Source organism: Shewanella sp. 125m-7, assembly GCF_052977045.1.
This window is the reverse complement of sequence record NZ_JBRILQ010000029.1, coordinates 1-24333: the sequence shown is the minus strand read 5'-3', so window position 1 is coordinate 24333 and position 24333 is coordinate 1. Positions and strand designations below refer to the sequence as shown.

22 protein-coding genes and 1 pseudogene are annotated in these 24333 nt (G+C 42.9%); 10 read left to right on the top strand and 13 right to left on the bottom strand.

Annotated features, from left to right (window positions below):
• Window positions 1-157 precede the first annotated feature (157 nt).
• Entirely contained in the window at window positions 158-3388 is a 3231-nt protein-coding gene (locus ACVBIL_RS13725) for an EAL domain-containing protein (RefSeq protein ID WP_447167532.1), read from the top strand.
• Window positions 3389-3555: 167 nt separating this feature from the next.
• On the opposite strand, the gene ftnA is transcribed toward ACVBIL_RS13725, so the two are convergent.
• Entirely contained in the window at window positions 3556-4083 is a 528-nt protein-coding gene (ftnA, locus tag ACVBIL_RS13720; RefSeq protein WP_447167531.1) for a non-heme ferritin, read from the bottom strand.
• 350 nt (window positions 4084-4433) lie between these two features.
• Between ftnA and moeA the strand changes: the two genes are divergently transcribed.
• The 3 genes from moeA to ACVBIL_RS13705 all read left to right on the top strand — a co-directional run bounded on the left by moeA (window position 4434) and on the right by ACVBIL_RS13705 (window position 7564).
• The gene (gene moeA / locus ACVBIL_RS13715) at window positions 4434-5678 is read left to right on the top strand and encodes a molybdopterin molybdotransferase MoeA (protein WP_447167530.1); all 1245 of its coding nucleotides are present in this window, start codon (window positions 4434-4436) and stop codon (window positions 5676-5678) included.
• 67 nt (window positions 5679-5745) lie between these two features.
• Window positions 5746-6516: a molybdopterin-synthase adenylyltransferase MoeB gene (moeB, locus tag ACVBIL_RS13710; RefSeq protein ID WP_447167529.1), complete on the top strand. Its 771-nt coding sequence runs from the start codon at window positions 5746-5748 to the stop codon at window positions 6514-6516.
• 208 nt (window positions 6517-6724) lie between these two features.
• Window positions 6725-7564, top strand: coding sequence for a DUF333 domain-containing protein (locus ACVBIL_RS13705; protein ID WP_447167528.1), 840 nt, complete (start codon window positions 6725-6727; stop codon window positions 7562-7564).
• Between the two features lie 64 nt (window positions 7565-7628).
• On the opposite strand, the gene ACVBIL_RS13700 is transcribed toward ACVBIL_RS13705, so the two are convergent.
• The 7 genes and pseudogenes from ACVBIL_RS13700 to ACVBIL_RS13670 form a co-directional block, all read right to left on the bottom strand.
• Window positions 7629-8354, bottom strand: coding sequence for a hypothetical protein (locus tag ACVBIL_RS13700; protein ID WP_447167527.1), 726 nt, complete (start codon window positions 8352-8354; stop codon window positions 7629-7631).
• Window positions 8355-8356: 2 nt separating this feature from the next.
• Window positions 8357-8836, bottom strand: a complete 480-nt coding sequence (locus ACVBIL_RS13695) for an RNA polymerase sigma factor (protein WP_447167526.1) — start codon at window positions 8834-8836, stop codon at window positions 8357-8359.
• Window positions 8829-9647 (bottom strand): HvfC/BufC family peptide modification chaperone, encoded by an 819-nt coding sequence (locus ACVBIL_RS13690; RefSeq protein WP_447167525.1) that lies wholly within the window; start codon window positions 9645-9647, stop codon window positions 8829-8831. The genes ACVBIL_RS13695 and ACVBIL_RS13690 overlap by 8 nt, the downstream gene beginning before the upstream one ends.
• Window positions 9638-10504 (bottom strand): annotated as a pseudogene (locus ACVBIL_RS13685) (DUF692 domain-containing protein). The gene ACVBIL_RS13690 and the pseudogene ACVBIL_RS13685 overlap by 10 nt, the downstream one beginning before the upstream one ends.
• Window positions 10504-10788 carry a BufA1 family periplasmic bufferin-type metallophore gene (locus tag ACVBIL_RS13680; RefSeq protein WP_447167524.1) on the bottom strand — a complete coding sequence of 95 codons (285 nt, stop codon included), beginning with the start codon at window positions 10786-10788 and terminating at the stop codon, window positions 10504-10506. The pseudogene ACVBIL_RS13685 and the gene ACVBIL_RS13680 overlap by 1 nt, the downstream one beginning before the upstream one ends.
• A 415-nt stretch (window positions 10789-11203) precedes the next feature.
• A complete protein-coding gene (gene gltS, locus ACVBIL_RS13675; protein ID WP_447167523.1) occupies window positions 11204-12427 on the bottom strand; it encodes a sodium/glutamate symporter in 1224 nt (407 codons plus the stop codon).
• 151 nt (window positions 12428-12578) lie between these two features.
• Window positions 12579-12740 carry a DUF2986 domain-containing protein gene (locus ACVBIL_RS13670; RefSeq protein ID WP_447167522.1) on the bottom strand — a complete coding sequence of 54 codons (162 nt, stop codon included), beginning with the start codon at window positions 12738-12740 and terminating at the stop codon, window positions 12579-12581.
• Window positions 12741-12899: 159 nt separating this feature from the next.
• Here ACVBIL_RS13670 and ACVBIL_RS13665 point away from each other — a divergent pair, with 159 nt between their 5' ends.
• The 4 genes from ACVBIL_RS13665 (at window position 12900) to ACVBIL_RS13650 (ending at window position 16604) form a co-directional block, all read left to right on the top strand.
• Window positions 12900-13280 (top strand): HAD-IIIC family phosphatase, encoded by a 381-nt coding sequence (locus ACVBIL_RS13665; RefSeq protein WP_447167521.1) that lies wholly within the window; start codon window positions 12900-12902, stop codon window positions 13278-13280.
• Complete coding sequence (locus ACVBIL_RS13660; protein WP_447167520.1) at window positions 13271-14851, top strand: capsular biosynthesis protein; 1581 nt, start codon at window positions 13271-13273, stop codon at window positions 14849-14851. The genes ACVBIL_RS13665 and ACVBIL_RS13660 overlap by 10 nt, the downstream gene beginning before the upstream one ends.
• Window positions 14851-15564, top strand: coding sequence for a glycosyltransferase family 2 protein (locus ACVBIL_RS13655; RefSeq protein WP_447167519.1), 714 nt, complete (start codon window positions 14851-14853; stop codon window positions 15562-15564). Before ACVBIL_RS13660 ends, ACVBIL_RS13655 begins: the two co-directional genes overlap by 1 nt.
• A gap of 74 nt (window positions 15565-15638) precedes the next feature.
• A complete protein-coding gene (locus ACVBIL_RS13650) occupies window positions 15639-16604 on the top strand; it encodes a WavE lipopolysaccharide synthesis family protein (RefSeq protein ID WP_447167518.1) in 966 nt (321 codons plus the stop codon).
• Window positions 16605-16659: 55 nt separating this feature from the next.
• On the opposite strand, the gene ACVBIL_RS13645 is transcribed toward ACVBIL_RS13650, so the two are convergent.
• The 4 genes from ACVBIL_RS13645 to ACVBIL_RS13630 all read right to left on the bottom strand — a co-directional run bounded on the left by ACVBIL_RS13645 (window position 16660) and on the right by ACVBIL_RS13630 (window position 21106).
• Window positions 16660-17709 carry a hypothetical protein gene (locus ACVBIL_RS13645; RefSeq protein ID WP_447167517.1) on the bottom strand — a complete coding sequence of 350 codons (1050 nt, stop codon included), beginning with the start codon at window positions 17707-17709 and terminating at the stop codon, window positions 16660-16662.
• A 40-nt stretch (window positions 17710-17749) separates the two neighbouring features.
• Window positions 17750-18853: a glycosyltransferase gene (locus ACVBIL_RS13640; RefSeq protein ID WP_447167516.1), complete on the bottom strand. Its 1104-nt coding sequence runs from the start codon at window positions 18851-18853 to the stop codon at window positions 17750-17752.
• The gene (locus tag ACVBIL_RS13635) at window positions 18854-19963 is read right to left on the bottom strand and encodes a glycosyltransferase family 9 protein (protein WP_447167515.1); all 1110 of its coding nucleotides are present in this window, start codon (window positions 19961-19963) and stop codon (window positions 18854-18856) included.
• Between the two features lie 63 nt (window positions 19964-20026).
• A complete protein-coding gene (locus ACVBIL_RS13630) occupies window positions 20027-21106 on the bottom strand; it encodes a glycosyltransferase family 9 protein (protein WP_447167514.1) in 1080 nt (359 codons plus the stop codon).
• Window positions 21107-21191: 85 nt separating this feature from the next.
• Here ACVBIL_RS13630 and ACVBIL_RS13625 point away from each other — a divergent pair, with 85 nt between their 5' ends.
• On the top strand, window positions 21192-21923 hold the full coding sequence (locus tag ACVBIL_RS13625; protein WP_447167513.1) for a 3-deoxy-D-manno-octulosonic acid kinase: 732 nt from the start codon (window positions 21192-21194) through the stop codon (window positions 21921-21923).
• A gap of 125 nt (window positions 21924-22048) precedes the next feature.
• On the opposite strand, the gene waaA is transcribed toward ACVBIL_RS13625, so the two are convergent.
• Window positions 22049-23320 (bottom strand): lipid IV(A) 3-deoxy-D-manno-octulosonic acid transferase, encoded by a 1272-nt coding sequence (gene waaA / locus ACVBIL_RS13620; protein ID WP_447167512.1) that lies wholly within the window; start codon window positions 23318-23320, stop codon window positions 22049-22051.
• Window positions 23321-23500: 180 nt separating this feature from the next.
• On the opposite strand from waaA, the gene ACVBIL_RS13615 reads away from it, so the two are divergent.
• Entirely contained in the window at window positions 23501-24142 is a 642-nt protein-coding gene (locus ACVBIL_RS13615; RefSeq protein ID WP_447167511.1) for a TetR/AcrR family transcriptional regulator, read from the top strand.
• The last annotated feature ends 191 nt before the right edge of the window (window positions 24143-24333 follow it).

Below are 24333 nucleotides of genomic sequence, written 5' to 3'. Positions count from 1 at the left end.
AAGCTAATCTACTAAATTCGTGACCTAGATTAGACTTTACTTGATTTACTGAGCAGCCTTTTATTTCTCTGGTTATTATCTAGCGCTCGCTTTTATTTTCATTTTACATTACGCCCCAACAGAGCCGGAATGTTGTCCTACGGAGGATCTGCGCCGAATGCTACCCGTATTAAGTCGATTGAGCTTAAAACAGAAGCTATTTCTATCAGCCTCTTTACCCATGTTTATCTTGGTATTGCTCGCGATTGTGAGTGCAACAACACTCATCAAGCAGTATCAGCACGCTTCAGCCAATGTTCTCACCACCAAAGTGACCTTAGGCATAGAGAATGTCATCTATGAGCTACAAAAAGAACGGGGACTCTCAGCTGGGTATCTTAGTAGCAATGGGCACTTGTTTAAGGATGAATTACAGCAACAATGGCTCATTACTGACAGGGCGTTTCAAACATTCATTTTCAACTCGGCTCTTACAGAAACCATCAATACCGTCAAAAACGATAGTGTGCTGTTTGATGCACTTAAAGAGCAGATCAGTAAAGCCAGTATAGAGCTGCAACAATTAAGCACAGCTCGACAAAACATTAGCGAATTGAAAACTCCCGAATCCTTCGATTTCTATTCAAAACTCACTCAAAAGCTCATCAACATCATCTCTCAGTTACGCTTTAAGAGTGACAACTCTTATCAAGTACTGGTGCAGTCTGATTTGATTAGTATGCTCAAGATCCAAGAGCTCTCAGGCCAAGAGCGCGGCCTAATCAATAAACTCCTTTCTGCGCCATATATCGACCCCGCAGCATTTAAAGCGATAGCCCAGGTAAGAAATCAACTCGATAACGCCATTACCAATGCTTTCTCGACCATGACGCCAGATAACCGCATTAAGTTTAATGAGCTAATCAACAGTCAAGAACAGCAGCTCATCTCCAATTATCGCAAGCAGCTACAACAACAGATAGACTTGGTAGAACAAGCAGGCTTTATTAGTGATCTTGTCGGGTATGATGGCCTTAACTATAACTTTAATGGCTACCTCACGACGTTAGATCCTGCTTATCTTTCCAGCTTCAAACAAAATCACCTTGCCCTAAAAGCCACGTTTGAGCAGATCATAAGTAATAATAATCTGACGCCAAAGCAACAAGAGCTGATCCAATCATTGGAGCTAACGGCACAGCGATATCAAGAATATGTTAGCCAGACCGAGTCAACTCAACACCCAACCACTACAACACTTGAGCTGCTTACTCAAGATATTGCCTTACACGACAGCTTGTACTTGCTACAACACCAAGCTCCACTGATTAGCAGTGAAGATTGGTGGACTGCTACCACTGCAGGCATTGATAGCCTTCACCAGATTAATACCCAACTCACTGAAAAAATTGCTCGCCAAAACGAAATAGAGAAACAGCAGATCCTCTCTTTGCTCTATATTAGCTTTTTTGCAGGTCTACTCTTCTTCTACCTCGTGTATTTACTGAGTAGAAGTATCGCCAATAACCTTATCGACTCAGTCACCGGCATAGTGAATGATGTCGAGCAGCTCGCAAAAGACCCTAGCCTAGAGCTTGATTTGACCGTAAAGGGCCATGATGAGTTAGCGCAAATTTCAGTCGCGGTAAACCAGATGGTTTCCGAACGAATGAAGTCAAAACGGGCACTACACCAAGCCTCTGCCGTATTCAGACATTCAGCAGAAGGCATCATTGTTACCGACGCGAATAATCTTATTGAGCTGGTAAACCCTGCATTCACCAAGATCACTGGCTATACCCTTGACGATGTAAAAGGCAAAAATCCTAGCGTATTAAGCTCAGCTCATCACAATAGCCATTTTTACTCAGGCTTGTGGCACGCTTTATCAGATAGAAATAGCTGGGAAGGTGAGATCTGGAACAAGCGCAAAGATGGCAAAATCTACCCTGAATACCTTAAAATCACTGCGGTAAAGAATAGCCAGAATGAAACCATTCAACATATTGGCCTATTTTTAGATATCAGTAACAATAAGCAATATGAGCAGGACCTTTGGTATAAAACGAATTACGACTCTTTGACTAAATTGCCAAATAGGCATCTATTCTCATTACGCCTACAACAAGCGATTGATAGTGCTCAGCAGGAAAACAATCAGGTCGCCCTCTTCTTTATTGGTCTCGACCGCTTCAAGTTTATCAATGAGCTTCATGGGCATACTGCCGGTAATAAAATCCTCAAGCAGTCAGCAACACGTCTCGAATCTGTGCTGGGACCTGATGACACCATAGCCCGTATCGGTGGTGATGAATTTGTGATTATCGCGCCGCAAACAAGCAGCACCAGCAGCACTGAAGTACAGGCTCAAAAGCTTAGTGATGCGTTATCTAAACCCTTTATATTAGATGGCAAAGAAACCAATATCTCATCCAGCTTCGGCGTCGCCTTTTATCCAGAAGATGGCCAAGATATAGAGATGCTTCTACGTAATGCTGAAACGGCTATGTATCAAGCCAAGCGTGATGGCCGTGCGCATTTTCAATATTTTTCTCCTGAGATGAATGTTGAAATGTTAGCGCGGATGCATTTGGAGCAGAGGCTACGTAAAGCGGTAAAGCTTAACGAGTTCTTCTTGGAGTACCAACCCGTTATTGACATGTGCAGCGGAAAAACAACCAGCGTAGAAGCCTTGATCCGCTGGCAAGATCCCGATTACGGCATTATTTCTCCCAGCACGTTTATTCCGATTGCCGAAGAAACCGGATTGATTGAACCTTTGGGTGAATGGATCATACACCAAGCACTTTCCGATCTTGCCCAGCTGCATGCTCAGGGCTTACACATCAATATGGCCATCAATGTCTCTGCCCGCCAATGCATCAACTCAAAAGAGTTGAGTTTGTATGACCTACTCAAGCAGGCGCTAGCAGAACATGCTATCTCAGCTAAGAACGTCCATATTGAGATCACTGAGAGCATGTTAATTGAGGACAAACCGCATTGTTTGCAAATCTTAGAATCGATAAGGCAGCTTGGTGTTGATATCTACCTCGACGATTTTGGCACAGGCTATTCCGCCCTTAGTTATCTGACACAATGCCCTATTTCTGTTATTAAAATAGATAAAAGCTTTATTGATAACGTGTTGAGCAATCAATCTGATGCAAAGTTGATTACCGCGATAGTGATGATGGCACAAAGTTTGGAATTGCCACTGGTGGCAGAAGGAATTGAAACTGTCGAGCAGTGGCATTTTTTACGCGATTTAGGCTGTGACTACGCTCAAGGGTACTTGATGTCTAAACCGCTGACGAAAGCCGACTTGGTTGTTTTTTTACAGCAAGCTAGGCCTTTCCAGTATCTGAGTCTCAACACCGAACTGGCCCCAATCAGTATAAGCAAGTGATCCACCCCGGGCGCTTTTTTAGCTAACAGGCTAGCGAGGTCAAGAAGGATGGATACAGGAATGTTGGCGATTTTGTGTAAGCGATTCAACACTGAAGTCTGAAATATTGTTACGCATACAAAAAAGAGCAGCTAAGCTGCTCTTTTTATTTGTTTTTTAACTATGACTCACACAGCTGTGCTAGTCATTACACTTGCTGATTCTTCAACAGCCATTTGTGCCAAGTCTTTATCAACAAAGAATAGCGCCTTACCGTCTTCACCGATTAAGCGGATCTTATCGACGATAGACTTAAATAATTTCTCTTCTTCATGCTGCTCTGACACATACCACTGCAGGAAGTTAAACGTAGAGTAATCTTGGTTAGTAAATGCTGCGTGAGCGAGTTCGTTGATCTTTTTAGTGATCAATTGCTCATGCTCATAAGTATATTCAAACAAAGCAAGCAGCGACGGAAACTCAGCCTGTGGCGCTTCGATAGTGCCTAGCAATGGCATACCACCAGTTTCGCTCACATAAGTGAATAAACGGTGCATGTGCCCCATCTCTTCATTTGCATGAACACGCATAAATTTAGCCGCTCCTTCAAAGCCTTTATCTTCACACCATGCACTCATCTGCAAGTAAAGGTTTGAGGAGAAGAACTCCATATTGATCTGGTCATTTAACTGGTCAATCATCTTCTGGGCCAACATATCAATTCCTTAGGGCTTTCGATTTATGGCGCTCATTGTTATCAAGCTAACAACTAATTGCAATAAAATTTACTTAAGTGTTTGTTAATTAAATAATAATGGTTTTCATTTACAGGGTTTTAAGCTACCTTACTTGCGATTGTTTTTAACAAAAAACCGAGTTAAATCAGGCCTAAGCCTTCAATTTCAACTCAAAGCAATAAAATCACAATTATTATTATTAATTGTGATTCTATTTTGACTGTGTTTAAAAACTGCCGCGCAGATCATAGCCATCTACATTCACCGTGGCATAATGCACTATATTCGTTTTTACTTAACGTTCCGATTCACGTCTCAAGGATAGATAGATGCAAACTCATGCAGATCCATGTTCGCAACCTAGCCTAATGCATCCCGATCAGGCTATCGTTAAATTACTAGAACAAGTAAAACCCATCACAGACTCAGAAGTCGTGACATTGCCACAGTCATTAGGTCGAGTGCTGGCTGAAGATCTTGCCTCACACATAGATCTTCCTCCTTTCGATAACTCGGCAATGGACGGCTACGCCTTCAATTTTGCCGATCTAAGTGCCGATAAGCCGCTTAAATTAATTGGCCAATCTTTCGCGGGTCACCCCTTTACAGGCGAGTGCATTCAAGGCGGTTGTATTCGAATCATGACGGGCGCACCAGTGCCAAGTGGATACGATACGGTGCAGATGCAAGAAAAGGTAACAGCCAATGGCGAACAAATTACCATTGCAGCCCCTAAAGAAAAGGGAGCCAACGTACGTTACCGTGGAGAAGAACTCACAAGCGGTACTAAAGTACTGACTGCAGGCACCTTAATCGGCGCAGCAGAGATGGGTGTATTAGCCACCATAGGTGCAAGCCAGCTACGCGTTAAGCGTATCGTTAAAGTCGCATTTTTCTCTACAGGTGATGAACTTCGCCCTGTTGGTAGCGAATTGGGCCCAGGCCAAATCTACGACTCTAACCGTTATAGCATCCAAGGCCTACTTAGCCGCGGTAATATCGAGTGGATCGATTTAGGCGTTATTGAAGATGACAAAGAAGCGATTCGACAAGCCTTTAAAAGCGCATCAAACCGCGCTGATATGGTACTGACTTCAGGCGGCGTGTCAGTGGGTGATGCCGACTACACCAAACAAGTTCTAGATGAAGAAGGTCAAATCACCTTCTGGAAGCTAGCGATTAAGCCAGGAAAACCATTTGCTTTTGGCCACTTAGGTAATGCGGTTTTCTGTGGTTTACCCGGTAACCCAGTGTCTTCAATGGTAACCTTCTACAAATTGGTTTGGCCGTTACTGACTAAGATGCAAGGCTTACCTCAAGTTAAGCCTGTCACTCTACAGGCTAAGTTAACAGGCGAGATCCGTAAAGCACCCGGTCGAGTGGAATATCAGCGCGCAATCTTAAGCTATAACGCACAAGGCGAAGCCGAAGTGGCTTTAACGGGCGGCCAAGGCTCAGGCATGCTGACATCTATGACCCTAGCAAACTGCTTTATTATTTTAGAGCAAGATTGTGATGGCCTAAGTGACGGTACGCAAGTCACTGTAGAACCTTTTAATAGCGTGCTTTGCTAAACCTAGCACACTAAAACGCAGTAAATTTCACTTAGCCAATAAAAGCTCAGCTTAAGAGATCGCATTAATGTCTACCGAACAACCTGCAACAGACGAAATACTGTCTGATGCCGAGATTTTACGTTATAGCCGCCAAATATCGATAAAGTCGATGGACTTTGACGGTCAAGAAAAGCTCAAGCAAGCAAAAGTACTTATCATAGGTGCTGGCGGCTTAGGCTGTGCTGCCAGTCAGTATTTGGCGGTAGCTGGCGCAGGCTCGATGACCTTAGTGGATTTCGATACCGTTGAGATCTCGAACCTACAAAGACAAGTCCTGCATCAAGATAACAATGTTGGCCAAGCTAAAGTGGACTCAGCCAAGCAAAGTTTACTGGCACTTAATCCACATATTCAGATAGACACGATAAATGCAGTGCTAGATGACCATGAAATTGACGCCTTGGTTGCACAACATTCTATTGTGATGGATTGTACCGATAATGTGGCGGTGCGTGAACAGCTAAACCAAAGCTGCTTTACCCATAAAGTCCCCCTTATCTCGGCCGCCGCTATTCGCATGGAAGGCATGGTTACCGTATTTGATTACCATGCCGATACCCCATGCTACCACTGCTTTAGCCAGCTATTCGGTGAGCAGCAGCTCAGCTGTGTCGAGTCAGGGATCCTAGCGCCCGTAGTCGGCATGATTGGCTGTTTACAAGCTGTCGAAGCGATCAAGGTCATCGCCAATATGGGGCAGACATTAGCGGGTCGCATTTTGATGATCGATGCCATGACGATGGAGTTTCGTGAAATGAAACTGCCGAAACAAAGTAACTGCAGAGTCTGCAGCTAGTTCCTGCTACAAGTCAAAGAAGCTGTTTAAAGACTAAACAGTTTCTTTGTTTATTTATCTGCTTATATTCACTCTCATTTCAGTAAACCTTTACTATTCTTATCATTGAAATGCTCCTTTACGCTTAGTGAATGAAGAGTATAGTTATTCTACGTATAAACTCTGTGGAGAATGATTAGATATGAAAAAGCCCCTAATAATGAGTTTAATGATTACAACAGCTATGCTATTAAGCGCTTGTAATCCAAAAGAACCGGAGCCAGAACTTAGCCAAAAAGATGCAACTACACTCGCCAATCCAGCATCTATGTTTTGTATTTCACTCGGTGGCTATATCGTCATAGAAAATAACGACAACGGACAAGTTGGCTACTGTAATCTACCCGATGGCAAGCGCGTGGAAGAATGGACCCTTTATCGTGATTCAACCAAGCAAAGCCTAACTAAAACTAAACCGCAGCTAGCCAACCCGGCTAGCGAAAACTGTACAGCACAAGGTGGCAAAGTAGATTTAGCAACTAGCATCTGCACCTTAGCTAACGGTGAAGAAGTCGAGCAGTGGACCTTATTTCGTCGCGACAACGAACAAGCGGCAGACTCTAGCAGTGCCCCCAACCCTGCATCAGAGTTTTGTATATCGCAACAAGGTAAGCTCAACATAGCCACCGGCATGTGCACCTTACCCAGCGGTAAACAAATTGAACAGTGGCAACTGTATCGTCAAAATCATGAGCAAGCTGTTGAAACGACATACATCCCCAACCCTGCAACAGAATACTGTTTATCACTAAATGGGGAGGTTGACCCAATGTCAGGGGTCTGTTCTCTACCTAACGGTGAGAAAATTGAACAATGGTCATTGTTCAGCAAGCACCAAAAACAATCTAAAAGTGAAGCAGGGATCTTAGACGCCCCTAATCCTGCGGCAGAATACTGTTTATCACTCGAGGGGAAACTGGATTTAGCAACAGGGTTCTGCACTTTGCCAAGTGGCGAAAAAGTCGAACAATGGGCTCTTTATCATCGAGACCATAAAACGATAGACTAGGGTAATATTGCTCTCTTAATACCAATACTGATCCCGACTAAATCCGTCATGTATTATGGCTGATTTAGTCGGCAGAATGAGCGGTAGCCATCAATAAGCCTTTCTCCAACCATATCGACACAGCGACCCCCCTAACCAAGACTTCTATTGGCTGTTCGCCAGCCTCTAATCTTGGAATATCACCGTGGCGCAACGGATCATACAGCACCTCATACAGGGTGAAGGCTTGCCCTTTATTGGTAAATCTTAGCTGAGCGGCAGCCTCCCCCAAAATAGAGCAATAGCGACCACCTAACATCTGATGACTCGCTGCAAAGCGACTGGAGTTGACGATAATAAAATCCAGCTCAGTAAAGTAACCTCTCAATTCTGGTAGCTGGCCTGTTTCTACCTCAAGAGGTTTCATTTTGATATGGTTTTTAGCCACTTCATCGGCAATCTTCCAGCTTATGCTGTTAACTGCAATCGGTGAGTCAAGGCTCCCTTCACTTTGTTGCCAATGAATATAGGGAGACAACTGCAACCCCAGTGCTAGCAGCAATGCGCTCGCGGCAATCGCGAGTATCATTTTAACGAAAGGTTTACCTTGTTGGCTTTGGTTTTTGCTTTCGCAAGCACTTGAAGTAGCCCTTTCCTGCTCGCCATAAGACTCTCGCGTGGTATCGGTTCCAACACCCGTCAACATACACTCTATGTTAGCAAGAGCTTGTTCGCTTAGCGTTTGGCTTTCAATATACTCCTTGCATAAAGCTTTAAAGCGAGTCTCGGCGGCATCTGTTTTGTTGGTCATCTTTATTGCCCCCCTATGGTTTTGAGCGAATTATCCTGTGCAATATCGGCTGATTTCAATTTAATCCGATGTAAACGAGATAATATGGTGCCACGAGGCTGGCCTAAATCTTTGGCTATTTCAGCAGTGCTATACCCCTCAATGGCCCATAGGTAGAGCACTTCCCTTTCTGCAGCATTAAGTTGTTTAAACAAATATTCGATCAAGTTATGCTGGACTTGAAGCTCTTCTAAACAAGATTCATCGAGTAATGCCGGTGCATTATCTTCTAGGGGTTCAAAATCAATTCGCTTTAACCTACGGCAATCATCAATAAACTGATTGCGAATAATGGTTCTTAAATAAGCGCTTAAATACTCGGGCTTGGTCGTACTTTTTAACCAACTTTCCATGGCCGTTTGCAGCAAATCTTCAGCTAAAGTACTATTTGCCGTTAAACAATAGCAATATCGATAGAGACTTTGCAGAAGCTCCCTATCCATCAGCACCACTCCCTTCGACTGCTGACAACTTAAAGCCGCAAACCCACTGCCGCTCGATCAAAGCCGCTAACAAGCTAAGATCTACCGCTGAATCGGTTATCTCAGCTAAAGTGTGCTCAGAACTAATCGCTTGTAATAACGCCATCTCGGCTTGTTCTACGCAGCGATATTGAGCTTTATAATGCTGGCGATAAATAACCAAATGATAAGGAGTAGGCTGCTCATTAGAAGCGACCTGAACAGATTCAGGTACTGAGCGCTCGTTTGGTACTTGGTACTTACTCCACACTTGTTGCACCGGATAATGACAAGAAAGTAACGCTACGTCAGGACTCAATAACAAAATAACTTGTAACTGCAGGGCCTCGTTGAGTGAGCCTAAAGCGGTTAAATCATGATGTGGACGCCGTAAAAAATCGCCTCTATCCATTGCATAGTAGCTTTGATTCAATAGCCACTCTAACTGCGCCAACTCAGATAAATAACTAAGATCAATAAAAGCTTCATAGTTTGCTGTCTCCTTAGCTAACCAAGTTGAGAAGTGACAGCCATAGTGATTTAAGTTCAAATCGTTAAGTGGATAACACTGGCAGTAACTTTTAACCAATTGTGTAAAACAGGCTTCCCCCACCACGGTTTGGCATACGGGAAACACCGACTGCAACGCTGCCAATAACGCTTGAAAAGCATTGTTATGATAGATGCTGAGCCTTGCTTGTTCATCTTGATTCACTAACGCAGTCAGTTCGGCTGCATCACCTTGAGGCGCGAGTGCCTTTATAAAAGCCGATTGCCAATCTGCTAAGCGCATCGTTCGTCACCCACAGCATCACTTGCACCAACAATTGGCGCAGTTCGCAATATCTCGGCCGCAATGCGCTGATCTTGCAGCAAACGTTGCAAGCTAGGGATCTCGCTATCCCACTCAATCATGCTGGGGATAGGCCCGTGTTGCTGAATGTATGCTCTGAACGCCGCCCACACACTCGGAGCGACAGGATGGTTATGGGCATCTAACAGGTAATCGCCCTTATCATGAAAACCTGCAAGATGGATCTGCTTGACTCGCTCAACAGGCATTGCGTCCATAAATGACTGCATTGACTGATTGAGATTAGTACTGGTCACAAAGGCATTATTAATATCGAGTAACAGATAACAATCTGCTTCCTCTGCAATAGCAGCGATAAACTCCCCCTCACTTAATTCGTTATGACGACAACTCATGTAAGTAGACACATTTTCTAGCAAGATCCTTTCACCCAGAAAATCTTGGGTTTGTTAGATCCGCTGGCTAATGTGCATCACAGCTTCTTGGGTGTAGGGGAGTGGCAACAGATCTGCAACCTTAAAGTCTTCATTGCCTGAAAAGCTGGCATGCTCCGAATACCAATGCGCACCGGTTTGCTGCTTGAGATGTTTGATTTGCTGTAGATAGTCGAAATTAAGCGGATTCGCGCCACCTAAGGATAAGCCTACGCTATGCAACACTAACGGGAAACGTTCGCTAACCTCATGTAGCAGGTATTGATTGAGACCGCCTGCGACCAACCAGTTATCCACCAACACCTCGAGCCAAGGTAGCTCTATCTTAGTGTCAGCCAATAGGGATTGTACATGGGGGATCCGCAGGCCAATGCCTGCGCCCGTGATGCTTGATGAAATCACTAGCTTTTGGCCGGCTTGACCGCTTTTACTTTACCACCGGTGATTTTATCGCAAGTCCCAGCAGGGACATAAACCCACTCGGTTGCCATGTTATCTTCTTTAGCTTGGCCTGCGCAGCCATGGCTACCATCTAAGGCACCACAATCATTTGCCCCGGCTTTGGCAATACCGGCACACTTCTCCCACTCTTTAGGCTGATCCGGTACCGCTTGAGCACCAATAGAGAGACTCGCTGCAAGAATACCTGCAACAGTTACGCCTACGGCTGTTTTGGTAGATTTCATATCGATAGTTCCTTTTGATTGATAAGATGTTCATTAGCTATAACGAATCGAAATAGTTATTGATTGCATCAATGTCAAAATTAATTCTAGTCGATGGGAAATTTAACGCTGACAGGTTCCACTTTCGCAGCACCATTTTTTACGGATAGGGCTAAAGTGTGAATGGACACTTTCGGCCAATAAAAAAGCACGCTAACTGCGTTAGCGTCGATCACTTAAGGAAGTTAATCAGAGAAAATTTGATGACTTCGAAAGATAAGAATGGACCATGAAGTGAGCGTTTCGTGGTTTATAGCTTTTAACGCAAAGAACCCAGCTTGTGCTGGGTTCTTAGTTTTTTGTTTTGAATCAGGTTTGGGCCTAACTTACCGGCATTACGCTAACTACTGCATTTTTAAATGTAAAACTAAATGTACTACAAGATGAACTTGATATAGCCCTGCAATACTACCAAGTTAACGATATCGATAAAGAAAGCGCCGACAATCGGTACTACCATAAAGGCTTGAGGTGAAGGACCATTACGAGAAACCAATGCGCCCATATTCATCACAGCCGTTGGCGTTGCTCCCATACCAAAACCACAGTGTCCGCCAGCCATCACGGCAGCATCATAGTTTGAGCCCATCACTTTGAAGGTAACAAAGTATGCAAAGAGCGCTAACACCACGGTTTGCACTATCAAGATAATTAATAATGGAATTGCTAAGTCAAAAATTTCCCACAGCTTTAAGCTCATCAGTGCCATAGCAAGAAACAGTGATAGCGCGACGGTGCCTAAGATATCGACGCACTCATTATTCATCTTATAACCGCGAGTTAACTCGGTTATATTGGTGATGACCACCCCAAGAAATAACGCATAAACAAAGTCCGGCATTTTTAGCCAGCTAATTTCGAAACTAGCGACCAAGTGCCCTACCCACTTAGCACCTGCAACACAAAGCATGATAATAAATAGGGTTTCTAATACACTCTTAGCGGTGACATTATCGACTTCTAACTGATCATAAGTCACCAAGTCAGGATGGTCTTTATGATGGTTACCACCAATGCCGTATGAAGACTCAAGCTTATGCTTATCGATTAGCCTTTGTGCAACTGGACCACCAATAATACCGCCCATCACTAAGCCGAACGTGGCCGCTGCCATAGCGAACTCTAAGGTATTCATATTGTACTGCTCGGCAAAGGTCTGCGACCAAGCGGCTCCCGTACCATGCCCGCCAGAAAGCGTGATCGAGCCAGCAACTAAGCCCATCAATGGCTCTAAGCCTAGTGCCGTTGCTAAACTCACGCCGACAGCATTTTGCAAGATGATGTAAATAGAGGCTATGCCAAGAAAGATAAAGACTTTTTTACCACCACGCACCAGTAATCTGTAACTTGCAGCCAGACCCACAGTGCTGAAGAACATCAGCATCAGCGTGTTTTGCATCGGCAGTGAAAATGCTAGCGTAATATTCTGAAAATGAAGCACTGTGATAACAGCTGCGACAACCAGGCCACCAATAATAGGCTCTGGGATGTTGTACTTTTTGAAAAAACGAATGTGGCGATTAACTGAGTGGCCGATAAACAATACCAAAATGGCGATCAAGAACGATTCTAATTCTCCGATTGAATATACTGTATTCATGAAACTCCTATCCGTTAGGTTTTGTAGTAAAAAACCTACAAAACCAAAATTAGCCGGCTATTCTGGCATATTCATTAGGGTAAATAATATTAGCCATGTCGGAATTATGGCATCTGGATCATGAAAAGCGACTCATTGCGCATTAAAGAACCTATTCGTTGTCTATTTGTTCGGTTTTTTCGGCCTCTAACGCTTCAAGTTTTGCTCTTTCTGCCTTAGAAATATACTTAGGCTTGCTGCTATTTTGCAATTTCGCATTGGCTTTCTTCAGCTTGCTCATGTGTTTTAAAGTGATTTTTTTTGTGCGGTTCATATCAAGCTATATTCAATAAGTTATTTAAGATTAATTATAAACCAAAACAGACTTTCAATATGAAAACAAAATACATTTTATAAACTACCATTCAAAATGACTTAACAATATAGAAAGTGTAAAATATCAGTAACCAATTACTGACCTACAGCTCCTTCCATGAAAAGACTTATCGTAGATTTAGATGGCACGCTTACTATGACTGATACTAATAATTATGCCGAAGTTACTCCTCGACAAGAAGTGATCAATAGACTCAAGGAATATCAAGATAAAGGCTTCGAAATCGTCATATCTACAGCACGGAATATGCGAACTTTTGAGGGTAATGTAGGTAAAATCAATATTCACACTTTGCCGATTATTACGGCATGGCTAGATAGACACAATGTGCCCTACGATGAAATTTTAGTTGGCAAACCTTGGTGTGGTCATCAAGGATTTTATATCGACGATAGAGCGATTAGACCATCAGAGTTTGCAAAACTAAGCCAAGAAGAAATTGAACAACTTATCACTGAAGACAAAGCATGTATCTAATCACCTCTGCGGCATTAATCGCAACAGAACTGCAATCGGAGTTCGGCCCTATTCCTCCAAGTTTTTTACCTGTAGGTAATAAACGATTGTTCCATCACCAACTAGCATTAATCCCTCATGGTGAAAGAGTTATTTTGACTTTGCCTGAAGGGTTTACACCCAGCCAATATGATCTTGATACATTAGCGCAAAGATGTATTGAACTCTTATATTTACCTACTCACTTGAGTCTTGGTGAATCAATCGTCTACGCCTTAAACCTGCTTGAATTTGAGCATAATGAATCACTCTTTATCCTGCATGGTGATACGCTTTTCGATCACATAGGTCCAGAGGTTGATCAACTAGGATTAAGCCAAGTTGAAGACAACTATGATTGGGCTGAATATAACCCCAACACAGCAAAATTGAGTAGTTTCTCACACGAACAACAACCGAGTAGTGAATTGATCTCAAATGGCTTTTTTAGTTTTTCTACACCAAAAGCACTTGTACGTCATATCATCAAACAAGATTGGGATTTTATTCAGGGCCTAAATGCTTACATCCAAGATAAGGGGATGGCGCCGCATATTTATCAAAATTGGTATGACTTTGGACATATCCATACCTATTACCAATCAAAATCTCGTATGACAACTCAACGTGCCTTTAATGAAATGTCTATTTCTGGACAAGTTGTCACAAAAACCAGTTTTAAGAAAAATAAACTATCTGCTGAAGCTAATTGGTATCAAACTATCCCAGGCCCTCTGCGTTGTTATACGCCGCAGCTTCTTTCTACATTAGAAGCTAAAGAGAGCTTTAGTTACAGTATTGAATACTTACACCTTACAGCATTAAATGAACTATATGTTTTTAGTCAATTACCCGCTTTTTCTTGGCGTAAAATTTTAAAAAGCTGCTGTCAGTTTCTTAAGCATGCTGGAGAATATTGTGACAAAGATGAGCCCACCCTAAATGCGCTTTTTGCTAACAAAACTCAGCAACGTTTATCTAACTACGCAGCTAATGCAGCAGTGGATATTAATCTACCTTTAACCGTTAACGGTAAATTGCAGCCTAGTTTGGCTAGGCTAGCAAAACTTAGCCTTGATTTTTTGCCCGCTGATACGCGAAGAATGAACATTCTTCACGGCGACTTTTGCTTTAGCAATATTTTGTATGATTTCAGAACGTGCAACATCAAGGTTATCGATCCTAGAGGGATTGATGCGCAAGATAAAGTCACTACTTATGGCAACACAGTCTATGACATTGCCAAATTAGCGCACTCAGTAATTGGTCTCTATGACTCTATTATTGCGGGTTACTTTAAGGGCACGCTAGAACAGCAAAACTTAAGCTTTTCTATCGCGTCAGATTCAAGACAAGAGCAGATCATTGCTGATTTTATCAAACTGATACACGAAGAGTTTTCTATTACGGAAAATGAACTGTATGCCATGCAAATCCAACTATTTTTGTCTATGTTACCTCTGCACAGCGATACGCCTGAACGCCAACTCGGTTTTATCGGCAATGCCTACCGCTTATTTGACAAAATAAAATTAAACACAGGAACTATCTAATGATTGTAATCCCAATGGCGGGTTTAAGTTCGCGTTTTTTTAAGGCTGGTTACACAGAGCCTAAATATATGCTTCCAGCACACGGTATCCCATTATTCGATCATGCGGTTTTAAGTTTTAAAGCCTACTTTGAAACCACAGAGTTTCTTTTTATTGTTCGTAGTGACTACAACACACCAGGTTTTGTCGAGTCTCGCTGCCAAGTATTAGGGATAAAAAACTACCAGATTGTTACCTTAGAGGCTGATACTCGAGGCCAAGCTGAAACTGTTTATCTCGGTATTAAAGATTGTAATGACGACCTTCCCATCACTATATTCAACATTGATACATTCAGACCTAACTTTATTTTCCCTGATGCAACTAACGAGAGTGACGGCTACCTTGAAGTCTTTAAAGGAGAAGGAAGTAATTGGTCTTACGCGAAACCTAAGGCTCCTAACTGCAACCAAGTAATAGAAACCGCAGAGAAAAATCCGATCTCAGACCTCTGCAGCACTGGGCTTTATCACTTTGATCATGCTAGGGACTTTAAGCGAGTATTTCAGATAGAAGCTGCTAAACCAGCCTACGAATGGCAAAAGCAAGAGCTTTATATCGCTCCCCTATATAACTATCTAATTGGTGAAGGAAAAGATATTCGTTATCACTTGATTGAGCGTAATGAAGTGGTATTTTGTGGAGTACCTCAAGAGTATTTGGACTTCATATAATAACAAGCTATCGCAAAACACCGTTCATTTCGCGATTTGAGTATCCACGATTGAGTGCCATGAAGCCAAAAAGTATGAGTATAGATTTTAAAGATATTAGCGTTGTTATTCAGGGACCAGTTCAAGCCTACCAAGGCCGCAGCCAAGAGTCAGGAATTACTCATAAGTGCATAGAGAGTATAAGGAAGTATCTACCTGGCTCAACGATTATTTTATCAACCTGGGAAGAACAAGAATGCCAAGGTTTAACCCCTGACATTCTGCTGTTAAATAAAGATCCTGGCGCAACAATTACCTCATACAATGCCAAAGGTGAACCAGGAAAGCTCAATTTTAATCGCCAGATAGTCTCAAGTGCAGAAGGATTAAAACAGGTAAAAACAGCTTACGCGGTAAAGATTCGTTCTGATAACTTTTTGACCAGCAATGACTTTGTCGCGGCCCTACAAACTTTTCCTGCTCGCAGTGACGCTAGCAAATTATTTACGCAACGAGTTGTCACTAACACCAGTTATTTTCGTCGTTATGCGGATGGACAGAAGATTGTAATGCTCCCGAGTGATTTCTTTCATTTCGGCTTAACTGAAGACTTACTAAAAATCTGGGATATCCCTCTTTTTCCCGATTTAGAGTTTGACCCAGCGCAAGCAGGACAACCACAATATCGCGGCGCCCCTAAAATAAGCCCTCATGCGGAGCAAGTTTATTGTAACGCTTGGTTAATGAAACTCGATAGTTCTGTTCCCTATCTAGAGCACCGCCATCAAACCGCTCCAGAATTGCTTGGTTATTGGGAGCGCTTTATTGCCTCTAATTTAGTGGTATTAGAACCAGAACAAATTGGGCTTGGACTGATAAAGCGCTTTATCCCAAAGAGTAAACGCCCTAATGAAATATGCCATTTAGATTGGCTATTACTCTATAAGAAATATTGCGACCCAAGCGCTGCAGTTTCACGGTTTGATGTATTCAAAGCGATAGGGTGGAAAAGGATGTTCAAGTTACCGTTCAGCTATCTTAAGTATCAGCTAAAAAAGTAGTGGAGTTTGGAGAGCACATTAATGTGCTCAGTGCTGCTGACCACGTATAAAACAACTAAGCAAGCAAGCGTGATAATTCTTTTATCACTATATCCAAGCCATTGGATTCACCATATGGACATTGGGCGGTATGCTTGAGAGATTCAAGCATACCGGTTGTTAACATTGCTATTTTGTCATCAAGTGAACTAGAAAAAACAAAATCAAGCTGTTCACATGCTTGAATACGCTTTGGCTGATCCTTTGAAACAGCAATGGCTATAGTCGGTTTGTTCAAACTCACAGCTTGAAGCAAGGTATCACCGCCACCTAATACCGCAACTTTAGCCCCATCAAGTAAACAAATGAAATCTCTATTGTCTAAAGTCTTTATGGCAACAACAGCATCTGATTTAGGTAATGCTTTTGGGTAGTTAGGCCCAAAAACCATTACACACTTCAAACCTGTATTTGTCGCAACCTTTTCAGCTTCATCCCAAAAAATATCTGCGGCCAGCCCGGTCTCTGCTTGGTGCCCACCAGAGCCCGCATTAAACAAAATATAGCCTTGTTCTTCTAAGTTATAGCCCTCTAAAAGTGCGACCTTTCTTACAGGATCCGGAGCAGTAAAAATACTGCCTATAACAATAGGTTCAGAGCATCCTATGAACTTAAGCTTCTTTTTGTCTAACCAGCTTATAGGGCCAATGACAAACTCAGGTTGTGCAACCCAATGACTGTCAGTTACCCTTGCTCGGCTAATTTTCATTCCGCGTGCTCTTTTACGCTTATGCTGGCTAATAAAGATTACTTTTGCACCGATTGACTTTGCATGCTTCATTTGAACTTGGCGCCCTGATGCATCAAAAATAACCACACTAGGCTTTAATTCACTTATTAGTGCATTAACTTCTTTAACTAGCTTTGTAGGTGTATATTTTAAAATATGGGTAAAATAAGGACATTCCGTCGCATAGGAAGCCTCTTGGCTAATAGCAAATTGTATAATTGCGTTAGGCCACTTTTCCATAACTGCATCAGCAATAATGAGAGAGCGCATGTACTCTCCACAGCCTTCAGCTGAAGATACGGGCAGAAACAAAATCTTAGGCGCAAATACATCCATTAAAACACCCTTCTAATACGATACTTCCAGATATCAACCATCACTTCTGACGAATTAAATCTAAATAAGACAAACAGACTTGATGAGCATCAACCTTTTCTAATAAATCAATTTGCTTTATTTCAGGATAACGACTCAAAGCTTCATCGATTTTTAACGCTAAACGTTGTGGGTCTCTTCGTGGAACTAGGAACTGCGCTAAATCACCAGTCAAGATCTCTTTAGGTCCATGCTCGCAGTCAGTACTCACCACAGGAGTGTTACATACAAGAGACTCTATTAATACCGTAGGCAACCCCTCATAATCAGAGCTGAGCACCATTAATTTTGCCGCTTTTATCCATGGATAAGGGTTTTGCTGAAACCCAGGTAAAATAATCCGATCCAGCACACCATGTTTCTTAGCAATCTTTCTAGCTTTCTTAGCATTATTGCAAAGTAAAACTATCGGTAAATCATGCTCCATCTGCTTAATCGCTTTAAAAAGCACATCATGTCGCTTCGGCTTAGCAAATCTACCAACATGGATCAGAAAATCTCCCGAAGGCAGCCCCGTCACTTCCTCCAACGATTGTTGCTTAATCTTTTCTATTTCAAAAGGATTATAAATAGTAGTAATAGATGCTGGCACTATACGTCCAACACGCTCAATTTCCTGCTTAATCCCCTCAGAAACGGTAATTAAATGTTTACCGTTGAGCGCCATTTTAGCTCGCAACATTTTAAAATAAGCAATAGGTCCTAGCTTTTTCGTTCGTTTTAAAGGCTCCTCAATTGACGAGTGAACAACGAAATACAAAGGACTGACTTTTGATTGCGATAACAGTAAATTGGTCTTATCCAAATTTGAAATGAACAATTCAAACTTGCCAACATTTTGCTCTAAAGTCTCTATCCAAGAATCTAATCGTCGAGCATCACGCTTGGTATTCCAAAAACTACCAAGGTGCTTATCTTCTTTCTTATCAAAACAAAAATGAACAGGAATACCACTTTCAATGTGGTGTTCACAGTGATCAAATAGCACTAAAAGATGTGGCTCATGGCCCTGCTTTATCAACTCATTAGCTAGCGTAAGCATGACTTTTTCTGCGCCACCACCTGCTAGGCTGTCAATAACAATAGCAACCCGTTTATTAATCATTTATTTCTCCTCTAACAAACGAGAAATATCGGCAATACTGACTTTTAAGCCATTCACACTGTCAATTTCTTTCGTTTTATTGATTAGTCGCACAAGCTCTGCTGGAGCTAATAATTTATTAACGCCCTTACACATTTCCGAGAAATCTAGATTCGATGAGAGGATAACGTCACGATCTAAACAGGCTTTTACTCGTGGAGGTTGATCTTTTGCTACAGCGATGCCAAGCGTCGGTACATGCATTGCAACTGCCTGCAATAAAGTACCGCCACCACTTAATACCGCAGCTTTGGCACTACTAACCAAATTAATAAAGTCGGCATTAGCAAGTGACTGGATACACACTACACCTTCTATCTCAGGTAATTCCTTGGGATAGTTATCTCCAAATACAATTACAGACTTTAGCTTGTGGTTATCTCTCACATAAAGAGCAACATCTAGGAATAAATCTGCAGCGTAACCTTGGCTATACTTATGCCCACCAGACCCTGCGCTAAATAATACAAAAGGTTCACCAACTAAATCATATTCAGCTAACAACAAATCTCTTTGGCTTTCATCAGGGTTGGTAAAAATAGGGCCCGTTACCAACGGATGAGGCCGGTTAATAAGCCATAATTTAAATCGTTCAAATACCGATAATGGTGCGATAGCAAATTCAGGTTGTACCACCCAATGGCTATGAGTAACCAAGCTTCGACCAATTTTAAGACCGCGGCTACGCTTTTTCTGGTGCTGACTAATGAAAATCACTTTTGCACCTGATTTATTCGCATGCTTAAGCTGTGCCTTACGGCCAGAAGCATCAAAAATAACAACGTCAGGTTTTAGCTCTGAAACAATATTATTAATCGCTTTTACTTGTTTTGTTGGGGAGTCTTCCAAAATATAAGTCCGGAACGGGCATGCCTGCGCGTACGGGGCATGTTTACTTAAGGCAAAATGAATAACCGCATCCGGCCATTTTTTTTTAACACCATTAGCAATTATCATTGATCGCATATATTCGCCAATACCTTCTTTGGAAGATACAGGAATAAAAAGAAAAACTGGCGCAGATGGCATATCATCAACTCTCTTATAATTCAGCCGTAACGGCGTAATCATTCAATAAATAAAAATTCGTACAATCGTTATTTATTGTAACGGAAAACAATAGTTCCAACACTCTTATAGACGTGTACGGATCCGTTCAAATGCTGTGACAACACTATTAACCTCGATCAATGCCATCAAATGCTCGCCTTTAGCTCGAGTACCCCAAGGGATCTCACCTTGCTTCTGCTCGGTGATGACTTGGTCATAAACACTCACCACCGAGTCTAAACAAGTATAAGGCCCTGTGCGACCAGGATTTGAATGGGCATATAGCCCAATCACTGGTGTACCTTGGGTCACCGCCATGTGCGCTGGGCCGGTATCCGGCGCCAATACTACACTTGCTTGCTTGAGTATCGCCAATAATTGCAATAAAGAGGTTTTACCCACTTGGTTTTCTAGTGTCGATTTTGCCGCTGCTTGTATATTTTCAGCAAGCTCACGCTCCAGTGGCGTAGGTCCACCGCATAGCATGACTCGGTAACCTTTTTCGGCGGCATAGTCAGCGACAGCAGCATAGCGTTCAGGTAACCAATTACGCTCAGCCTTACTCGCCGCCGCGCAAATAACCATAACTTTACTTCCGTCAGGAATAAGCGCTTGAGCAAATCCGGTATCTGCTGCTGGTACTGGGATATTCCAACGCGGAGCGATGTCGGTAACGCCTATGGCTTTGGCAAAGCCCATGAAACCATCTAAAACGTGCGGTGTTGCCTGAGGTTCAATATGGTGGTTTGTCACTAGCCACTGGCCTTCTTTGGCTCTAAAGCGATCGAAGCCAATACGAGTTTTAGCAGAGATAGCTAATGAGGCAATCGTCGCGCGCAGGGCGATCTGCATATGCAGTAACACATCAAACTTGCGACCTTTTAACGCATGCTTAAGATTAAAATAGCTGCGCCAGCCCTGTGATTTATCAAAAATCACAAACTCCACCCCTTCGAGATGCTTAAGCAGTTGATATTCAATCTTACCCAAGATCCAAGTAATTTTTAGTTGTGGATAGCGACGCTGAATACCCTGCACCATTGCCACCGCATGGCAAACATCACCAATTGCTGACAACCTTAATAGGCATAAAGACTCTGCATTGCTTAAATCTATGCTGTTTGATTTAGCGTTCTGATTGTCACTTGAAGTAGATAAGCTCATTAGTGCTCGAAGGTTATTTGGCGCAATCTACCGATCTTAATGTAGAATGCCTGCAGGTTCCACGCTTTAGCTTACAATTCTATCTATGAAGTTTAAAAAAACCGCCAAAGGCAGCATCGCTTATTGCCACAATACGCCACAAGATATCGAACCAACTTGGTTTGGTGCCGATTTTTGGCGCGAAAAATCTGCAGTAACCGGCTCATCAAAAGGCCGCTATACCACTTGGTTCGTCGACGCGAGTTGCATTGCTAGCGAACAAAATCAGTGGGTGCTTCGCCACTACTATCGTGGTGGTTTGATAGAAAAAATCAGCCGTGACCAATATCTATTTACCGGTTTAGAAAAAACTCGCGCGGTAGCAGAACTCGCCCTATTAGAAACCCTGTACCAGCAAGGCTTTGCAGTGCCTAAGCCAATAGCGGCAAACGTCGAGCGCTCAGGTCTATTCTATCGTGCAGATTTAATCATAGAGCGAGTGGAAGGTGCTGAAGACTTAGTCGCGAGACTGAGTACAACCACTATGACCACTGAGCAGTGGCAAACTCTCGGTGAAGCGATTGCAGAGTTTCATCATCACGGTGTTTACCATGCCGATCTTAATGCAAAGAATATTCTTATTTGCGATGACAAGTTTTACCTAATCGATTTTGACCGCGGCGAACTTAGAAAGCCAAATGCTCAATGGCAGCAAGCAAATATGAGTCGCTTACTACGTTCTTTTAGAAAAGAACTAAGCAAACTAGCAACGCTCGCATTTACCGAAGAAGATTGGCTGCAACTGCATCAGGCTTATCAAGCTAAACTCAATCAGTAATATTTAGCTAACTAAGTAAATGATCCACCCTCTAAAGAAGATGGTTTAGGGCTCCAAATCAAAAAGGTCTGCATTGCAGACCTTTTTACTCTCTATCGCACAACTGACTCAAAGATGGCCAGAGGCTAGCCTCTACGGCTAATAAACGACTCAACCAATGCCATCTGCTTTTGTAGTGAGCCTCGATTTTGCGCCACCACGTCTTTTGCCGCTTCACTCGCTTGAGTGTAGGCTTGCTTATCATCGAACAAATTAATTAAACGCCCGGCTAACATCTCTGCCGAATCTACAATTTGAAGTGCCCCCGCTGATTCAAGCAACTCTGTAATTTCATTAAAGTCACGGTAATGCGGCCCCATCATCACAGGTAAGCCCAGAGCAGCCGGTTCCAGCGGATTATGACCGCCATGCACAATAATCGAGCCACCCACAAAGGCTTGATCGGCGGCGCCATAAAAGGTCAGTAACTCGCCCATGGTGTCACCCAGCAATACTTGCGTATCACCTAATACGGGGTCACGAGTACTGCGCCGAGCAAGACTCAAGCCTGCTGACTTAACCGCTTGCGCAGCGGCATCAAACTGCTCAGGATGACGAGGCACCATCACCATGAGTGCATGAGGATAGCGAGCTAACAATTGCTGATGGGCTTGAATTAACGCATCAAACTCTCCTGGATGCACAGAGCCCGCCACCCACACGGGCTTATTGGTCGCCTGCCATTGCTCACGCAGTGATTTAGCAGTATCGATACGCTGCTCATCAATACTGATATCAAACTTCAAGCTGCCACACACTGTTACTTTGTCACCTGCTACACCTAAGGCAATAAAGCGTTCAGCCGCTTGCTGTGACTGCGCCGCAATAGCATCAAGCTGCTTTAACATAGGCGCGGTTAGCTTGTGATACTTAAGGTAAGAGTCGGCCGACTTTTGCGACAATCGCGCATTTGCCAACAATACTTTAGCGCCCGATAACTTGAAATAATGGATCAAGTTTGGCCATAGCTCTGTTTCCATGATGATGCAGTATTTAGGTGCGACTTGCTTTACAAAATGCTTGGCACACCAAGCCAGATCAAATGGTAAATAGCAGTGCTGCACATTATCACCAAAGGCCCGAATCACCTCGGCTGAGCCCGTTGGACTAGTTGTAGTAATGGTAATATTGAGTTCGGGATGCTGTAGCTGGATCTGTTTAATAAGCGGAATCGCCGCTAAGGTCTCCCCCATTGATACTGAGTGCACCAAGAGGTCAGTTTGCTTTAACGCTTTAAGGCCAAATCGCTCATTCCAACGACCGCGATAATCCTTACTTTTAAAGGCGCGTACCGTAAGGTAAACCAACAATAAGGGGCTAATTAGGTACAGAACTATCGAATAAAGGCTGCGATTCATGAAATTTGGTACTTTCGTGAGTTTTACTTGAAGAATTAAGCTAATGCTAACATGATAGTCGCATCTTAACGTAATTACACTCGTGTGATTCAACCAAGATAGTGCACAAGGAAAGGGCCTTACACAGCCTAATAAGTGCCGACTTAATCATTATACTGGATATGACTCATTAGGATGAATATGAAGACCCGTGACAAAATCGTACAAGCCAGTTTAGCGCTATTTAATGAACATGGCGAAAGAGCAATCACAACCAATCATATCGCCGCCCACCTTAATATCAGTCCAGGTAATCTTTATTATCACTTTCGCAATAAAGAAGACATCATTCGCTCAATATTCAGCCTTTACGAGCAACACTTAGAGTCTGGATTTCAGCCTTATGTAGACAAAGAAGTCGATGTCGACCTGTTAGTCGGTTATTTCGATGCGATGTTTTACACCCTGTGGCAGTTTCGCTTTATGTATGCCAACCTTGCCGATATTCTCAGCCGTGATGAAACCTTAAAAAATCGTTATCTTAAAGCGCAGCAAGACGTATTGGCACGCTCTACAGGTGTACTAGAAAAACTAAACCAAGATGGCTTTCTTGCGGTCAATCAAGAAGATATAAAGCCACTAGCAGATACCATCAAAATGATAGTCAGCTTTTGGATTGGCTACAAACTGACTCAGACACAATCCAATATCGGCTCGATCACTAAAGAGTCGCTATATGAGGGGTTACTGCGAGTGATTATGCTGTTTAAGTCATACGCGACACCGAGCTCACAAGCCACGTTTGTGAGGCTAGAAGAGCATTACCGCTCGCAAATGATCTAGCCTACATAGCTTCATGCGCATAGATCTCTATGCGCAAAAATAACATCGATTACGGCAATCCCCCCCCCACGTTTCAGAACAACTTATTACCAACGAGTAAACCATTAGTTTATCGGCTCTTCTCCGCTTACATGAGCTTGATATTTGGATAAAAGGTTGAATGGGTATCAGGGACTGATGTTTGTCTGATC